The organism is Amycolatopsis mongoliensis (assembly GCF_030285665.1).
GTDB lineage: Bacteria > Actinomycetota > Actinomycetes > Mycobacteriales > Pseudonocardiaceae > Amycolatopsis > Amycolatopsis mongoliensis.
In genome coordinates this window covers 5275354-5291456 of sequence record NZ_CP127295.1, presented here as the reverse complement: position 1 = coordinate 5291456, position 16103 = coordinate 5275354, and the positions used below count along the sequence as shown (strand labels likewise).

Annotated in this window: 13 protein-coding genes; 6 read left to right on the top strand and 7 right to left on the bottom strand. The window is 73.0% G+C overall.

Features of this window, described 5'->3' with window-relative positions; translation table 11 throughout:
* Positions 1-2: 2 nt before the first annotated feature.
* From QRX60_RS25820 to QRX60_RS25810, 3 genes are all read right to left on the bottom strand, one after another.
* Positions 3-2684 (bottom strand): bifunctional acetate--CoA ligase family protein/GNAT family N-acetyltransferase, encoded by a 2682-nt coding sequence (locus tag QRX60_RS25820; RefSeq protein ID WP_286003351.1) that lies wholly within the window; start codon positions 2682-2684, stop codon positions 3-5.
* Between the two features lie 2 nt (positions 2685-2686).
* Positions 2687-3856: an acetoin utilization protein AcuC gene (locus tag QRX60_RS25815; RefSeq protein ID WP_286003350.1), complete on the bottom strand. Its 1170-nt coding sequence runs from the start codon at positions 3854-3856 to the stop codon at positions 2687-2689.
* A 137-nt stretch (positions 3857-3993) separates the two neighbouring features.
* Complete coding sequence (locus QRX60_RS25810) at positions 3994-4839, bottom strand: sulfurtransferase (protein ID WP_286003349.1); 846 nt, start codon at positions 4837-4839, stop codon at positions 3994-3996.
* Positions 4840-4952: 113 nt separating this feature from the next.
* Between QRX60_RS25810 and QRX60_RS25805 the strand changes: the two genes are divergently transcribed.
* The 3 genes from QRX60_RS25805 (at position 4953) to galE (ending at position 7930) form a co-directional block, all read left to right on the top strand.
* Entirely contained in the window at positions 4953-5669 is a 717-nt protein-coding gene (locus QRX60_RS25805) for a metal-dependent transcriptional regulator (protein WP_286003348.1), read from the top strand.
* A complete protein-coding gene (galK, locus tag QRX60_RS25800; RefSeq protein ID WP_286003347.1) occupies positions 5666-6850 on the top strand; it encodes a galactokinase in 1185 nt (394 codons plus the stop codon). Before QRX60_RS25805 ends, galK begins: the two co-directional genes overlap by 4 nt.
* A 99-nt stretch (positions 6851-6949) precedes the next feature.
* The gene (gene galE, locus QRX60_RS25795) at positions 6950-7930 is read left to right on the top strand and encodes a UDP-glucose 4-epimerase GalE (RefSeq protein WP_286003346.1); all 981 of its coding nucleotides are present in this window, start codon (positions 6950-6952) and stop codon (positions 7928-7930) included.
* Positions 7931-7960: 30 nt separating this feature from the next.
* Here the strand turns inward: galE and QRX60_RS25790 are convergent, their stop codons facing one another.
* Together QRX60_RS25790 and QRX60_RS25785 are read right to left on the bottom strand one after the other, a co-directional pair.
* The gene (locus tag QRX60_RS25790) at positions 7961-9085 is read right to left on the bottom strand and encodes a DUF4192 domain-containing protein (protein ID WP_286003345.1); all 1125 of its coding nucleotides are present in this window, start codon (positions 9083-9085) and stop codon (positions 7961-7963) included.
* 158 nt (positions 9086-9243) lie between these two features.
* The gene (locus QRX60_RS25785) at positions 9244-10098 is read right to left on the bottom strand and encodes a M23 family metallopeptidase (RefSeq protein WP_286003344.1); all 855 of its coding nucleotides are present in this window, start codon (positions 10096-10098) and stop codon (positions 9244-9246) included.
* 95 nt (positions 10099-10193) lie between these two features.
* On the opposite strand from QRX60_RS25785, the gene QRX60_RS25780 reads away from it, so the two are divergent.
* Positions 10194-11306, top strand: coding sequence for a sensor histidine kinase (locus QRX60_RS25780; protein ID WP_286003343.1), 1113 nt, complete (start codon positions 10194-10196; stop codon positions 11304-11306).
* Positions 11303-11944, top strand: a complete 642-nt coding sequence (locus tag QRX60_RS25775) for a response regulator (RefSeq protein ID WP_286003696.1) — start codon at positions 11303-11305, stop codon at positions 11942-11944. The genes QRX60_RS25780 and QRX60_RS25775 overlap by 4 nt, the downstream gene beginning before the upstream one ends.
* Position 11945: 1 nt before the next feature.
* Here QRX60_RS25775 and QRX60_RS25770 read toward each other — a convergent pair whose 3' ends face one another.
* Both QRX60_RS25770 and QRX60_RS25765 read right to left on the bottom strand, forming a co-directional pair.
* Complete coding sequence (locus QRX60_RS25770) at positions 11946-12587, bottom strand: YdcF family protein (protein WP_286003342.1); 642 nt, start codon at positions 12585-12587, stop codon at positions 11946-11948.
* Complete coding sequence (locus QRX60_RS25765) at positions 12587-14395, bottom strand: Xaa-Pro dipeptidyl-peptidase (RefSeq protein WP_286003341.1); 1809 nt, start codon at positions 14393-14395, stop codon at positions 12587-12589. Before QRX60_RS25765 ends, QRX60_RS25770 begins: the two co-directional genes overlap by 1 nt.
* A gap of 83 nt (positions 14396-14478) precedes the next feature.
* On the opposite strand from QRX60_RS25765, the gene QRX60_RS25760 reads away from it, so the two are divergent.
* Complete coding sequence (locus tag QRX60_RS25760) at positions 14479-16038, top strand: DUF4139 domain-containing protein (RefSeq protein ID WP_286003340.1); 1560 nt, start codon at positions 14479-14481, stop codon at positions 16036-16038.
* Positions 16039-16103 lie beyond the last annotated feature (65 nt).

Here is a 16103-nt window from a genome sequence, read left to right as displayed (position 1 = left end):
GTTCAGTCCAGGGGGTTGATGGCGCGCAGGCGCCGCGGGCCGGTGTCGGGCCGTGACGGCGGTGGCCCCAGCACGAGCCGGGCGTTGGCGACGAAGGCGCCGTCCGGCGATGCCAGGATCGGGTCGAGCACCAGCGACCGCACCTCCGGGTTGTCCTCGGCCAGCGCAGCGACGCGCAGCACCATGTCCTGCAGGGCCGCGAGGTCGGCGGGCTCGTCGCCGCGGTAGCCGGTGAGCAGCGGCGCCGTCCGCGGCTCGCGCAGCAGCGTGGCCGCGTCGACGTCGGTGAGCGGCACCGCCCGGTAGGCGCGGTCGCCCAGCAGCGTGCTGACCAGCCCGGACAGCCCGAACGACACGAGCGTGCCGAACGACGGGTCGTCCTGCAGCCCGATCACGCACGAGAGGCCCTTCGGGGCCATCCGCTGGACGTACACGTCGTCGTCGCCGGAGATCTCGCACAGCGTTTCGTAGGCGGTGCGCACGGCCTCGTCCGAGGCCAGGTCGAGCCGCACCCCGGCCAGGTCGGGCCGGCCGCGCAGCCGCTCGTCGACGGCCTTGAGCGTCACCGGGTAGCCCAGCTCGGCCGCCGCCGCAACAGCTCCGTCCACTGTGGACGCGACGCGGAACGGGACGACGTCGATGCCGTAGCAGCCCAGCAACCGCACGACGTCGGTGTCCGACAGCAGCGTCGTCTTGCCGTTCTCGGCGTCGAGGAACTCGCGCACGATGCCCTGCGCCTGCTCGGTGTGGATCCCCGACGGCGTCACCAGCGTGCCCTGCGGGCGCTGCCGCCACGCCGCGTACCGGATGACCCGGGCGAGGGCGTTCACCGCGCGTTCCGGGCTCGGGTACGACGGGATCGAGCCGCGCGTCGGGACGCCGTCTTCGGAGAGGACGGCCAGCTCGTCCGGAACGCCTTCGACGGCGAGGAACGTCGAGACGATCGGCTTGCGCTGCCCCAGTTCGACCACGGTCTCGCGCAAGGCGCGCGCGTACGACGTACCGGGGATCGCCACCGGCGGCGCGAACACGACGACCAGGGCGTCGGTGTCCGGCGAGGTGAGGGCTTCGCCGACCGCCTCGGCGAAGTCGTGCGGCCCGGCCTGCGGGCCGACGTCGACCGGGTCGAAGGCCAGCCGCAGGCCCTGCATCCGCGCGGTGTCGGCGGCCAGCAGGCCGATCGCGCTGGAGTTGCCGACGATCGCCACCCGCGGCCCGGCGGGCAGCGGCTGGTGGGCGAACACCAGCGCGGTGTCGAACAGCTGCGCCAGCGACTCCACCCGCACGACGCCGGCCTGTTCGAACAGCGCCTGGACGCTGGCCTCGTCGATCTCCGTCGACGTCGCCGCCAGCTGCGGGCGGACCGCGTGCCGCCCCGACTTCACCGCGACGATCGGCTTCGTCCGCGCCAGCCTCCTGGCCAGCCGCGCGAACTTGCGCGGGTTGCCGAAGGACTCGAGGTACAGCAGCACCAGGTCGGTGTCCGGGTCGGTTTCCCAGTACTGGAGCAGATCGTTGCCCGAGACGTCGGCGCGGTTGCCCGCCGAGACGAACGTCGACAGGCCGAGGCCGCGCGACTCGGCGTCGGCGAGGATCGCGGTGCCCAGCGCGCCGGACTGGCAGAAGAACCCGGTGCGCCCGCGCACGGGCAGGCGCGGGGCGAGGGTGGCGTTGAGCCGGACGCCGGGCGCGGTGTTCAGCACGCCGAGCGCGTTCGGGCCGACGACGCGCATGCCGTGCGCCCGCGCTTCGCCGACCAGCCGCAGTTCGGCGTGCAGGCCGTGCGGACCGGCCTCGCCGAACCCGCCGGAGACGATCAGCAGGGTCTTGACGCCCTTCGCCAGGCAAGCGTCCAAAACGGACTCGACGGCCTCGGCGGGCACCGCGACCAGCGCCAGGTCGACCTGGTCCGGGATCTCGAGCACGGACGGGTACGCGCGGACGCCGCGGATCGAGTGGTGCTCCGGGTTGACCGGGTAGACGGTGCCGGTGAACGCGGCGGCCAGCAGGTTCACGAAGGCGACGTGGCCGACCTTGCCCGGCTCGGCGGACGCGCCGATCACCGCGACCGACGTCGGGTGCAGCAGGTTGTGCACGCTGCGCGCCTCGGCGGCCTGCTCCCGGGAGCGCGCGACCGCCAGCGACTCCTCGGTCGGGTCGATGTCGAACTCCAGGTGCAGCACACCTTCCTCGATCTCGCGGCTGATCTGGTAGCCGGCGTCGCGGAAGACCCGCACCATGGCGGCGTTCTCGGCGAGCACCTCGGCGACGAACCGGCGCAGCCCGCACTCCGACGCGGCCGCGGCGAGGTGTTCGAGCAGGATCGAGCCGAGCCCGCGGCCCTGGTGCGGGTCGCTGACGACGAAGGCGACCTCCGCCGAGGGGCCGTGGTCGAGCCGCTCGTACCGGCCGACCGCGACGATGTCGTCGCCCAGGAAGGCGGCGAACGCGACGCGGTCGTGGTGGTCGACGGTGGAGAACCGCTTCAGGTCCTTCTCGGGGATCCGCGGGTAGGCACCGAAGTAGCGGAAGTAGCGGGTGCGCTCGGACAGCTTGCCGTGGAAGGCGACGAGGCCGTCGGCGTCGGTGGGGACGATCGGGCGCAGGTGGACGGTGCCGCCGTCGGACAGCACGACGTCGGCCTCCCAGTCGTGGGGGTAGTCGAAGGGGTCCCGGCCGGCCATCGTCAGTCCCTGGGGTCGTCCGGATCGAGGCCGTGCAGGGGGAAGACGGCCCGGCGGGTGTCCCGGACGGCGACGTCGACCGGGTCGTCCTCGCCGTCGCCCCACGGCTTGAACTCGGTTGGGCGGTCGTCGGTCATCGCCTGGGGCAGCTCGGCGTGCGGGGCGGCCTGCGTGACGGCGGCGACCCAGCCGGGCGGCAGCGGCGTCGCCGGGGCGACGTCCCGGTCGAGGACGGTGGCGATCAGGTGCGTCCACGACCGCGGGACGACCCGGATCAGCTGGTACCCGCCCCCGCCGACGGCGATCCACTTGCCGCCCGCGTACGTCTCGGCGAGGTTGCGGAGGGTGGCGTAGATCGTGCGGTGCCCGTCGACGCTCAGCGAGAGGTCGGCCAGCGGATCTTCCTCGTGCGAGTCGACGCCGCACTGGGTGAACAGCAGCTGCGGCTCGAAGTCGGCCAGGAGGGAGGGGACGACGGCGGTGAACGCCCGCAGCCAGCCCGGGTCCCGGGTCCGCGGCGGCAGCGGCACGTTGACCGAGGTGCCGTCGGCCTTCCCGCGGCCGGTCTCGGCGGAGTAGCCGGTGCCCGGCCAGAGCGTGAAGGGGTGCTGGTGCATCGAGATGGTGAGGACGCGCGGGTCGTCGTAGAAGGCGGCCTGGACGCCGTCGCCGTGGTGGACGTCGGTGTCGATGTAGGCGATCCGCTCGAAGCCGTGGTCGAGCAGCCACGAGATGGCGACGGCGCAGTCGTTGTAGACGCAGAAGCCGGCCGCCTGGTCGCGCATGGCGTGGTGCAGACCGCCGGCGATGTTGACGGCCCGGGTCGCCTCGCCCTCGGCGATCTTCCGGGCGGCGAGCAGCGTCGAGCCGACGACCAGCGCGGAGGCGTCGTGCATGTCGGTGAAGACGGGGTTGTCGGCGGTGCCGAGCCCGTGCCCGACATCCCACCCGACGAGCGGCGCCTCCCGCACGGCGGCGATGTATTCGGGGGCGTGGACGCGAAGCAGCTCCTCGTCCCCGGCGCTGGTGGGGACGAGCAGCGGGACGTCGTCGAGCACGCCGAGTTCGGTGGCCAGCCGGACGGTGAGCTCCAGCCGGACGGGGTTGAACGGATGGTCCCCGCCCAGGTCGTAACCCAGCAGGGCGGAGTCCCAAACAACAGCCGGCGACATGCGGTCGACTGTAGTGCCGATCGCGCCGATTCGTGGACTCGAAGACCCGCCTCGGCACGCCTTGAAAGCCGTGAAGGCCTCCTTACCGGCATCTTGGGCCGGTAAGGAGGCCTTCACGCTTCTCGCCAGGTCGCGCGTCAGCCGGGGAGGGTACCCGTCGCCGCGGGGCGTTGCGGGTCTCGGGACCAGTGGGACCACGAGCCCGCGTACAGTCCCGCGCCCGCGTGGCCGGCCAGCTCCAGGGCCAGCACCACCGAGCTCGCCGTGACCCCCGAGCCGCAGTACGCGCCGACCGGCTCGCCCGGGCGCAGGCCCAGGTCCGCGAACCGGGCGGCCAGCTCCTCGGGCGCGCGCCAGTGGCCGTCGTCGTCCGTGTGGGCCGCGAACGGGGCGTTCACCGCGCCCGGGATGTGCCCCGCCCGCGGGTCGACCGGCTCGGTCTCGCCCGTGTAGCGCGGCGTCGCGCGGGCGTCGAGCAGCAGGCCGTCGCGGGCCAGCGCCGCCGCTTCGTCCGCGTCGAGCACCGGCATGCCGCCCGGGCGGACCGTGAGGTCGCCCGGCTCCGGCCGCGCCGGTTCGGTGCTCACCGGGTGACCGCCGGCGATCCACGCAGCGTAACCACCGTCGAGCACCGCCACCTCGTCGTGGCCGGCCCAGCGCAGCAGCCACCACGCCCGCGCGGCCACCGAACCGTCGGCGTCGTCGTAGACCACCACCGGCGCGCCCGTCCGCACGCCCGCCGCGCGCAGGTCGCGCTGCAGATCGGCCGGGTCGGGCAGCGGGTGCCGGCCGCCCTCGCCCGGCTCGCCCGCGAGCACGCGGTCGAGGTCGGTGAAGACCGCGCCGGGCACGTGGCCTTCGCGGTACGAATCGGCGCCGGGCGGGCCGGCGAGCCGCCAGCGGACGTCGAGGACGACGGGCCGGTCGCCGTCCGGGCCGGCGAGCGCGGCGGCGAGGTCGGTGGTGCTGATCAGCGGACGCATGCCTCCCATCTTCCAGCGGCTGCCCGCCCGGCCGCGCCGGGGTGCGGACATATCCGCCACCGGCGAGTTGTTATCCGCAAGGCCCGCCGCCGCGGTCGAGGTCAACGACTACGATGAGCAACGCGGACGAAGGGGACAGCGTGAACGATCTCATCGACACCACCGAGATGTACTTGCGTACGATCTACGAGCTTGAAGAAGAAGGCGTCGTCCCGCTGCGTGCCCGCATCGCCGAGCGCCTGCAGCAGAGCGGCCCGACCGTGAGCCAGACCGTCGCCCGCATGGAGCGCGACGGGCTGGTGGTGGTCGCCGACGACCGGCACCTCCAGCTCACCGACCACGGCCGGGAACTGGCCATCGCCGTCATGCGCAAGCACCGCTTGGCCGAGCGCCTCCTCGTCGACGTCATCGGGCTCGAGTGGGAGCACGTGCACAACGAGGCGTGCCGCTGGGAGCACGTGATGAGCGAGGCCGTCGAGCGCAAGCTGGTCAAGCTGCTCGACCACCCGACCACCTCCCCCTACGGCAACCCGATCCCCGGTCTGGACAAGCTGGGCGACGGCGATCCGGCACCGCCCGCCGAGGCCGACCTCGTCCGGCTCGACGAGTTCGCCCGCACCGGTGGCGGCCGCGTCGAGATCCGGCGCATCGCCGAGCACGTCCAGCTGGACGAGTCGCTGATGACCGAGCTCAAGTCCGTCGGCATCGTGCCGGGCGGCACGGTCACCATCGGCCGGGCCACCGGCGGCACCGTCGAGGTCACCGGCGGGGAAACCACCGCCCAGGTCGCCAGCTCCGCGCTGCACGCTGTCCTGGCGCTGGCCAGGTGAGCCCGGCTTCGGAAGCCGCGGCGGCATTCCGCACGGTGCACGGCGGCGAGCCCGCCGGCGTGTGGTCCGCGCCGGGGCGCGTCAACCTGATCGGCGAGCACACCGACTACAACGACGGCTTCGTACTGCCGTTCGCCCTGCCGCACCGCCTGGCCGCGGCGGCGTCGCCCCGCGAGGACGGCGTGCTGTCCGTGGCCACCCTGGGCGACGACGGCCAGCTCCAGCGCTCCGGCGACCTCAAGATCGCCGACCTCGCCCCGGGCGCGGTCGACGGGTGGGCCGCGTACCCGGCGGGGGTCGCCTGGGTGCTGCGCGACCAGGGCTTCACGGCCGGCGCCAACCTGGTCGTCGCCGGGGACGTGCCGTCGGGGGCGGGGCTCTCCTCCTCCCATGCGCTCGAGTGCGCGGTGTCGCTGGCGTTGCTTGGCCTGGCCGGGCTGGAGCTGGGTGCGCCCGGCGACCGCGTCCCGACCCGGCCCGAGGTCGCACGGTGGGTCCAGCGCTCGGAAAACGACTTCGTCGGCGCGCCCACCGGCCTGCTCGACCAGACGGCGTCCCTCTGCTGCACCGAGTCCCACGTCCTGTTCCTCGACGTCCGGTCGGGCGAGCAGGAGCAGGTGCCGTTCGGCCTGGCCGACGCCGGGCTGCAGGTGCTGATCATGGACACCCGCACGAAGCACTCGCACGCCGAAGGCGGGTACGGCGAGCGCCGCCGCGGCACCGAGCGGGCCGCCGAGCTCCTCGGCGTCAAGGCGCTTCGCGACATCACCGTCGAGGGGCTCTCCGCGGCCCTGGACCGGCTGCCCGACGACCTGGTGCCGCTCGTGCGGCACGTCGTCACCGAGAACCAGCGGGTGCTCGAGGTGGTCGACCTGCTGCGCGCGGGCCGGCTGGCCGACATCGGCCCGTACCTGGACGCCTCGCACGTCAGCATGCGCGACGACTACCGGATCTCCACGGCCGAGCTCGACCTCGCGGTCGATTCGGCGCGGGCGGCCGGTGCCCTCGGCTCCCGGATGACCGGCGGCGGCTTCGGCGGCTCGGCGATCGCGCTGGTCCGCGACGCCGACCTGGACGGGGTCAAGGCGGCCGTCGAAGCGGCGTACGAGAAGGCCGGCTACCGGCGCCCGCGGATGTTCACCGCGGTGCCCTCCCGCGGCGCCGGGCGAGACGAGCTCTGAGGCCGCGCGGGGCCGGGCGGGGCAACCCCCGCGCGGACCCGCGCGTCGCCCAGGGGGAAGACTGATGCGCACAGTCACCCTCGGCAGGAAGGCCTGGATGTGTCGGAGCAGAGCAACGTCCTGAAGCTGGTCGTCACGGGCGGAGCCGGGTACGTCGGCAGTGTCTGCGCCGCCCGGCTGATCGAGGCCGGGCACCAGGTCACCGTCGTCGACGACCTGTCCACCGGCCACGCCGACGCCGTCCACCCGGACGCGCGGTTCGTCGAGGGCGACGCCGCCGAGGTGGCGGGCAGCCTGCTGCGCGAGGGCTTCGACGGCGTGCTGCACTTCGCGGCCAAGTCGCTGGTCGGCGAGTCGATGACCGAGCCGGCGAAGTACTGGGAAGGCAACGTCGTCACGTCGCTGCGGCTGCTCGAGGCCATGCACGAGCACGGCACGCCGCGCCTGGTGTTCTCCTCGACCGCGGCGACCTACGGCGAGCCGGAGCAGTCGCCGATCCCGGAGTCCGCGCCGGCCCGGCCGACCAACACCTACGGCGCGACGAAGCTCGCCATCGACCACGCGATCACCAGCTTCGCCGGCGCGCACGGGCTGGCGGCGGTGAGCCTGCGGTACTTCAACGTCGCGGGCGCGTACGGCGCGTACGGCGAGCGCCACACCACGGAAACCCATCTCATTCCCCTCGTTCTCCAGGTCGCCACGGGCGACCGCGAACAGATCAAGATCTTCGGCGACGACTACCCGACGCCGGACCACACGGCGATCCGCGACTACATCCACGTCGTGGACCTCGCGGACGCGCACCTGCTGGCGCTGAAGCACGCCACGGCGGGTCAGCACCGCATCTACAACCTGGGCAGTGGCACGGGCTTCTCCGTTCTCGAGGTGATCGAGGCGTGCCGCGAGGTCACCGGCCACGCGATCCCGGCCGAGGTGGCGCCGCGGCGGGCGGGTGATCCGTCGGTGCTCGTGGCGGCCAGTGACCGGGCCCGGGAAGAGCTGGGCTGGAAGCCGGAACGCACCGAGCTGACCGGGATCGTGCGGGACGCCTGGGCATTCACCCAGGCCCGGCACGGCTGAGGCCGCCGGACGTTCGCGGGGCGCCGCCGCTCAAGGCTGATCGCCCGGCACCTCCGAACGTCCACACGCGACACCCAGCGGCAGGCACACGCCGGGCTCGTCGAAGTCCGCTGGAGTCAGGCCGAAGCCGGACAAACCCGTCGGGTCCGCGGTCAGCGCCAAGCCCAGCAACTGGTCCGGCGGCATGCCCCTGTCCAGCACTGTCTTCAGCAGCCCGGCCAGGACGTGATCCGGCTTCGCCGCCAACGCGTTCTCCAGTGCCATGCCCGCGAACGTGCCGTCACCGCGCATGAAGGCCGTGTACCCCAGCAGGGTCGCCGCCTCCGCGCGATGCGGGGCCGGGAGCTCCCGGACCAGCGTCAGCCACAAGCGCTCCGCCTCGCGCGCGACCGGGGTGTGGGGCGGGACCGCCATTCCCAGGCACATGTCCCGGATCTCCGGGAGCGTCAGGGCGCTCGCGAGCAGGACCGCTTCCTCGTCCGTCGGCGGGCCCGAGCCGCGCAGCCGGCGCTCGAACGCCGCTCGGATCGCCGACGCGGCTTCGGAGACGGACGTCGCGTCCGGCCAAGGCAAGGACGACAGCCGGGCCAGTGAGCCGGCCCGGCGGGCGAGCGCCTCCGGCGACCGGGGGACGAGCAGCTCTTCCAGCTCGTCGCGGCTGTCGAACGCCACCGAGCCGTCTCCGGTCGCGACCGCCGCCGTCAGGGTCGCGCGCGGGTCCGGCAGCTCGCCGCCGCAGTCCGGGTCCGCGTAGCAGCCCCACGGCGCCCGTTCGCTGATGTCCGCCGTCCACATCGCGTGCGGGACCGGGAGGCCGAACTCGCCCAGGGCCTCCGCCAGCAGCTCGACGAAGCCCGCGTGCGGCGGCGGGCTGCCGGGTCTTCGCCGGCCGCCGACCACCACCAGCGTCACGCCCGTGTGCGGGGCTAGGGCGAACCGCGGGGCGAGCGCGCGGGCCTGGTGGGCCCGGTCTTCGCGACGCGGGAGGTCGCCGCGCAGCACCAGGCCCAGCCGGTTGCCCGCCGGTGCCCGGTGGCCGAGCAGGACGACGGAGTTCGCGGGCCGGAACCCGATCAGGTAAGGGAGCGCGGCCAGCAGCTGCGCGGGGCTTCGGAGGTCGACCGGCGGCCGGCCGGTCGGGGTGGCAGTGGTCATGCCTCCACCGTGGGGCAGGACGGGCCCGGATGGGGCGGTGGCGGCAAATCTGTGGATCGGCGGGGCCGATGTGGACAGAACCGTCCGGCGGCCGGCCGGACGGCGGTTTCCTGTCGGTGGGGCGGGCTATGCTGCCCGGCCCCACCGACCGGCCCGGCTCACCCGCAGTGCTCGAAGCCGCTCTCGTAGGTGTTGCTGCCGACCGAGCCGCCCCACTTCACGCAGGTCGCTTCGGCGGCCTTCTTCACCGGCCCGGCGTAGTAGGTGAAGCTGCCGGAGTCGGTCACCCGCGCCGAGCCCTGGACCTCGAGGAACGCCGAGACCGGGCTCGCCGTCCCCAGCGACGTCGCCTTCAGCGTCGTCACGCAGTTCGCCTTGGTCGAGGCGTTGTACAGCAGGTAGGTCGTGCCGGACGAACCGGCCAGCGCCTGCTGGTCGACGACGGAGAAGCCCGACCCGCAGACCTCTTCGGCGGAGTACGGGTTGCCGCCGCAGTTGTTCTTGCTCGTGAAGTCCGTGTGCCCGTAGTACGGCACGGCGACGCCGTTCAGCTTCGCCTTCTGCACCACGCCGTTCAGCCGCTCTTCGAAGTGCAGGTGCGGGCCGGTGACCCCGCCGGTCGCGCCCGCCTTGCCGAGCTCCTTGCCGCCGGCGACCGACTGCCCGACCGAGACCTCCTGGGCCGACAGGTGCGCGTACCGGGTGCGCCAGCCGCTGCCGTGGTCCACCTCGACCCACTTGCCGTAGCTCGTGCTGCCCTCGTCCGCCACCCGCGTCACCGTCCCGGACGCCGCCGCGAGCACCGGCATGCCCGTGATGCCCGACTTCTGGAAGTCGACCGAGTACTCCGGGCTGTGGCCGCTGAACGTCGCCGCGGTCACGGTGACCCCGCACTTGAACGGCACCTGGAAGTTCGGCGCGGCCGACGCGGTCGCCGAGCCGGCGAGGGTGAGGCCGAGCGCGGGCAGCGCCGCGGCGGCGGCGAACACGGCGAGCCGTCGCAACCTGGACATGGGGAAACCTCCTGACAAACGGGACATCTCGACACCGCACAGCGAAGCCCCCGTCGGTACATTTTCCGTACAAGCACCCTCGGAGGACGCCGAAGATGATCACCCGCAGGCCCCGGCTCCCCCTGGCGCAGGACTGGCTGCGCTGGGGGTTCGTCGTGGTGCCGATGTTCGCCGCGATGCCGCGCGCGAACACGCTCTCGTGGATCCTCATCGGGATCACCCTGGCCCTGTCGCTCCCGCTGCTGTGGTTCTACGACGTCGGCGACCGCCACCTGCTCCCCGTCGTGACCATCACCGTGATCGCGGCCGCGGGCACGCTGTGGGCGCTCGTGCCGAACAGCTGGGCGTCGGTGACGATGTTCAGCACCACGTTCTTCGTCGTGCTCCGGCAGCCGAAGCTGCCGATCATCCTCGCGGTCGGCATCGACCTGGCCGCGATCACGTTCTGGGCGGGCTACCACCACGCCTGGGACGGCGCCATCCCGACGTATGCGATCGTCGCCGTGATCGTGCTGCTCGGCCTCAACCGGCGCACCCGGATCGCCCGGATCGAGCAGACCGAGCTGGCACTGGCCCGCGCGCAGACGGCCACCGAGGAGCACGCGCGCGCAGCCGCCCTCGCCGAACGCGCCCGCATCGCCCGCGAGCTGCACGACGTCCTGGCGCATTCGCTGGCCGGGCTGTCCCTCAACCTGCAGGGCGCGCGGCTCATGCTGGTGCGCGACGGGGCGAGCCCGGACGCCGTCGCGCAGATCGAACGGGCGCAGAAACTGGCGTCGGAAGGCCTCGCCGAGGCCCGCAAGGCCGTCGCCGCGCTGCGCGAGGACGCCGTCCCGGTCGAACGCACGATCGCGGACCTGCTGGCCGCCTACCGGCTCGACAGCGGGGCCCGGGCGGACCTGACGGTCGAGGGCGAGCCGCGCGACCTCGACCCGGCGGTCGGCACCGCGCTGGTCCGCGCGGTGCAGGAGGCACTGGCCAACACGCGCAAGCACGCGTCGCAGGCCGAGGTCGACGTCACCCTCGACTACGGCTCCGGGAGCGTCGCGCTGACCGTCGCCGACCGGCAGGGCAGGCGCCCGCCGGACGCGCCGGCGGCAGGCTACGGTTTGCGCGGGATGAGCGAACGGGTCGCGCTGCTCGACGGGCGGTTCGAGAGCGGGCCGGGGGAGGACGGATGGCGGATTCACCTGACGGTGCCGGCGTGACGCTGCGCGTCGTGCTGGCCGACGACCAGGCAGTGGTCCGGGAAGGCCTGGTCACACTGCTCGGGCTGCTGCCCGGGGTCGAGGTGGTCGGCGCCGCCGCCGACGGCCTGGCCGCGCTGGACCTCGTCGCCGAGCACCACCCCGACGTCGTGCTCGTGGACCTGCGGATGCCGCGCTGCGACGGCGTCGAGACCACCGAGCGGATCCGCGCCGAGCACCCGGGCACCGAGGTCGTCGTGCTGACCACGTACGCCGACGACGAGTCGCTGCTGGCCGCGTTGCGCGCCGGCGCCCGCGGGTTCCTCACCAAGGACGCCGACGCCGAGGCGATCGCCCGGGCGCTGCGCTCGGCGGCCGCCGGCCAGTCCACAGTGGATGGCGAGCTGCAGCGGCGGCTCGTCGAGGCCGCCACCCGCAGCACGCCCCAGCGCGTCAAGGAGATCGAAGGCCTGACCGCCCGCGAGATCGAGGTGCTGCGGCTGATCGCGGCGGGCCTGTCGAACACGGAGATCGCGCGCACGCTCGTGGTGAGCGAGGCGACCGTGAAGACCCACGTGAACCACCTGTTCACCAAGGCCGGGCTGCGGGACCGCGCGCAGGCGGTCGCCTTCGCCTACCGGGCGGGCATCGCGGACTGACTCACGGCAGCATCCGTTGCGTGAAGCCCGCCGCGGCGAGCCTGCCGAACGCGCGCTCCACCCCGGCCGGGACGTCCTGCGGGATCACGAAGCCGCGTGCGGCGTACTCGGTGATCCGCTGCGTCTCGCCGACGAGCATGCTGATCACCCGGTCGGCGTCCTCTTCGCCGGTGAGGTGGTCCTCGAACGACACCGCCTTCGACGCGCACACGACGCCGACGCCGGGCCAAAGCCGCTTCGCCGTGGCGTAGGCCCGCCGCTGCTGGTACGGGCGCGTCACCAGCGTCACGGACCGGATGTCCCGGTCGGCGAGCAGCCGGCGGGTGAGCAGGATGTTCTCCCCCGTGTTGCGCGCCGCGGGCTCGACCAGGATCACGTCGTCGGGCACCCCCAGCTCCAGCGCGATCTCGCGGTAGTGGACCGCTTCGCCGCGCGGGAAGCGCTCCACCGTCGTCGGCGCGTTGGCCCCGGTGAACACCACGAGCGGGAACCGCCCGGCGTGGAACAGCTCCGCCGTGTGGACGGCGACGCCGGGATCGCGGCTGCCCAGCCCGATCCCGACGTCGGAACGCCGTGGCTCGTGCCGCAGGTCGTGGTAGTCCCACAGCGTGCGGACATCGGCGTGGAGATGCTCCGGCAGCATCAGCCGAACGCGGCTCGCAGGGCCGGCTTGCCGCCCGTGACCGGGAGCGTCACCGACGTCTTGGTCAGGTCGAGCGCCAGCCCCGCGCCCGGCTTCGGCCGCAGCGTGTAGTCGTGGTCGCTGGAGGCCAGCAGGAACTCCAGCCGGTGGCCCGCCGCGAGGACGTAGTCCTTCGGCATCAGCTCGACGCCGATCTTGTACGTCCGGCCCGGCGTGATCGGCTCGGTACGGGCCGGTGACGTGCGGTTCTGCGGGTCGGTCCAGCCGCGGCTGATCACGTGGGACGTGCCGTCGGGGGCGCGGTCGAGCAGGATCGCCGAGACGTTCGCCGCCGGCCGGTCGAACGCCAGCGCCAGGTCGGCCCGCGCGGTGCCCGAGAGACGTACGGACTGCTTCGCCGCCGAAGTCGCGTACAGCAGCCGGTTGCCCGACGATGCCAGGCCGGCCAGTTGCTCGATCGTCTTCGACGAGTCGTCGGCGAGGGTTTCGACGGCCGCGGTGCCCGGCACCGGGTTGCGCGTGTCGATGGCGCCCTTCGCCGTGCCGCCGGGCCAGGGGTAGACGCGCACGTCGGACGTCGTGGGCGCCGGCCAGTCGGCCTCGTCGGTCCACGACAGGTCCTCGCGCTGGATCGTCGCCTTCGGCTCGTTCTGGATGCCGTTGTCGACGCCGTAGAGGTAGTGCGACATCCACTTGTTCAGCGTCGCGAGCCAGACGTCGCGCCGGAGCGAATACGGGTCGGCGTGGCCGGACTGGTGCAGCCAGATCTTGTGCTCGACGCCGTGCGCCTTCAGCGCCTCGTACCACTCGCCGACCTGGTCGGTCTTGACGTTCCAGTCGTTGAGGCCGTGCACCGCGAGCACCGACGCGTGCACCTTCGCGACGTCGTTGCGGTAGTTGCGGACGTCCCAGAACGGCGTGTAGTCGCCGGTGACGCGGTCCTGGTCGCGGGTCAGCCCGTCGATCACCGGGCGGCAGACCTGCCGGTCTTCGCGGGTGTAGACGTACTCGGCGAGCACGTCGGCGTCCTCGCCCTGGAACCCGCCGGCCGCGACGACGGCGCCGTCGTTGCGGTAGTACTGGTACCAGCTGGAGATCGCGGCGATCGGCACGATCGTCTCGAGCCCTTCGACGCCGGTGCTCGCGACCGCGTTGGGCAGCGTCCCGTTGTAGGACACGCCCATCATGCCGGTCTTGCCGGTGCTCCAGTCGGCCTTCGCCGCGGCACCGGCGGCGTCACGGGCGGGAGTGCGGCCGTTGAGCCAGTCGACGACCGAGCGCGCGCCGATCGTCTCGTTGACGTCGCCCGTGGTCGGGCAGCCGGTGGAGAGGCCGGTGCCGAGCGACTCGCCGTAGACGACGGCGAACCCGCGGGCGGTGAAGTAGTCCTGGTAGCGCCAGGTGATCGGGGTGGCCGGGCCGACGCCGTGCGCGGCGACGCGCGGGCCTTCCGGGGCGCGGGCGTGGCCGGGGGCGTAGAGCTCGACGTCCACGTCGTGGTTCGCGACGTCGTTGCCGCCGGCGTAGTACGGGCTGGCCTGGTAGACGACGGGGACCTTCAGGCCCTGCTGCGTCGCGCGCGGGCGCACGACCTGGGCGTGCACGAGGTCGTCCTGGCCGTCGTGGTCGCTGTCGACGGGCGCGGTGACCCAGACGTCCTCGCGGACGACGTCGGCCGGGTCGAAGACCGGCTGGGCCTGACCGCCGGTGAAGACCGGGCCGGGCGGGTCCGCGGCTTCGGCGGTGACCGCGGTGAGCGGCAGGGTCGCCAGAGCGAGGAGCAGGACTGCGGTTCGTGCGGCTTTCATCAAACCCCCAAGCCGGGCGAAGCGGACGACTGTCGAGACTTCCGCTCCGGCCTCGGGAGTGTCAAGAGACTAACGTCGGGGGCATGCCGACCGTGGAAGCGCCGATCGCCGCCGTGACCGTCTACCCGCAGCAGGCCCGGATCACCCGCCGGGGCAAGGCGCCGCTCGACGGCGGGCCACGCCTGACCTTCGCCGGGCTCCCCCTGTCGCTCGACCCGGGCTCGGTGCGCGTCACCGGGACCGGTCCCGCGCTGATCGCGGGCGTCGACGTGCGCACCGAGCGGCACGCTTCGCCGGCCGATGCCGCGTTGCGGGCACTCGTCGAGCAACGGCGCGCCGACCAAGCCACGCTCGACGGCGTCGTGGACGACGAAGCGGCCGAAGCGATGAAGGTGGATCTGCTGACTTCGCTCGCGAAGCGCAGCGGCGGCAGCTTCGCGAAGGCGCTGGCGGCCGGGACCGCCGAGCCGTCGCGCGTCGCCGAGGTGACCGACGCGCTGAGTTCGCGGCTGGCCTCGGCGTTGAAGGCGCGGCGGGTTCTTTCGGACCGCATCACGCGGCTGCGCGAAGACCTCGCCGCGCTCGACCGCCGGATCGAGTCGCACAGCGCACGGTCCGAAGAGGACAGTACGTCGGTGGTCGTGGAGCTGGAGATCTCGGACCCGTCGGGGTCGGCGGAGCTGGAAATGTCCTACGTGGTCCCCGGCGCGAGCTGGGAGCCGGGCTACGACATCCGGGTCCGCGGCACCGAGGTGAGCGTGACGTCCTACGGGCTGGTCAGCCAGCACACGGGCGAGGACTGGCCGGAGTGCGAGCTGGCGCTGTCGACCGCGCGGCCGGCGGTTTCGGTGGTGGTGCCGGAGCTTTCGCCGTGGTACCTGGACCGCGTCCACCCCGTCCCGGTAGCCCCGGCGGCGGCTTACGGCGGTTCTGGTGGCGGGATTCCGGAGGGAGCGCGGACGAGGGGGTTCGCCGCTTTGGCCGCCGCTCCGATGGCGCCGAAGTTCGCGTCGGTGGAGCAGGGGACGACGGCGGTGACGTACCGGCCATCGCGTCCGGTGGCGGTGCCGTCGGGGGCCCAGGGGCACCGGACGACGTTGGCGCAGCTTTCGCTTACGGCTGTGTTGGGTTACGTGACCGCGCCGGTGCTGGCCGAGGAGGCTTATCTGCGGGCCACGGTCGTGAACTCGTCTTCTTCCGCGTTGAGGCCGGGGCGGGCTTCGGTGTTCCACGACGCCGAGTTCGTGGGGACGACTGTGCTCGAGCCGTGGGCGCCTGGGGAGGAGCTGGAGCTGGCGTTGGGGGTGGATGACCGCATCCGGGTCGAGCGCGAGCTGGTGCGACGGACGGCTTCGAAGGCGACTTTGTCGGGGCAGAAGCGGCGTGAGGCCGAGTACCGGATTTCGGTGGGGAACCATGGGCCTCGGGAAGCGGTGGTCACCGTGTTGGACCAGGCCCCGGTTTCGCGGGACGACACGATCACCGTGAAGGACGTGAAGACGTCGCCGGAGCCGGTGGAGACGTCGGCGCTGGGTGAGTTCACGTGGAAGTTGACCTTGGCGGCGGGTGAGACCGGGGTGGTGACGTTGTCTTACCGGGTGGATGTCGCGAAGGGCGTGGAACTCTCCGGCTGGCGCGAGTGAGGAGGTGTGATAGCCCCTCCGGCACTCGTACCGCTGCTCCGTTCGAGGGAGAACACGACAACACC

Excerpts from the sequence above, each read along its gene's own strand:
- QRX60_RS25780 (WP_286003343.1), top strand. The coding sequence starts at position 10,194 with ATGATCACCCGCAGGCCCCGGCTCCCCCTGGCGCAGGACTGGCTGCGC.
- QRX60_RS25820 (WP_286003351.1), bottom strand. The coding sequence starts at position 2,684 with ATGGCCGGCCGGGACCCCTTCGACTACCCCCACGACTGGGAGGCCGAC.
- QRX60_RS25785 (WP_286003344.1), bottom strand. The coding sequence starts at position 10,098 with ATGTCCAGGTTGCGACGGCTCGCCGTGTTCGCCGCCGCCGCGGCGCTG.
- QRX60_RS25790 (WP_286003345.1), bottom strand. The coding sequence starts at position 9,085 with ATGACCACTGCCACCCCGACCGGCCGGCCGCCGGTCGACCTCCGAAGC.
- QRX60_RS25765 (WP_286003341.1), bottom strand. The coding sequence starts at position 14,395 with ATGAAAGCCGCACGAACCGCAGTCCTGCTCCTCGCTCTGGCGACCCTG.
- QRX60_RS25805 (WP_286003348.1), top strand. The coding sequence starts at position 4,953 with ATGAGCAACGCGGACGAAGGGGACAGCGTGAACGATCTCATCGACACC.
- QRX60_RS25770 (WP_286003342.1), bottom strand. The coding sequence starts at position 12,587 with ATGCTGCCGGAGCATCTCCACGCCGATGTCCGCACGCTGTGGGACTAC.
- QRX60_RS25810 (WP_286003349.1), bottom strand. The coding sequence starts at position 4,839 with ATGCGTCCGCTGATCAGCACCACCGACCTCGCCGCCGCGCTCGCCGGC.
- QRX60_RS25760 (WP_286003340.1), top strand. The coding sequence starts at position 14,479 with ATGCCGACCGTGGAAGCGCCGATCGCCGCCGTGACCGTCTACCCGCAG.
- QRX60_RS25815 (WP_286003350.1), bottom strand. The coding sequence starts at position 3,856 with ATGTCGCCGGCTGTTGTTTGGGACTCCGCCCTGCTGGGTTACGACCTG.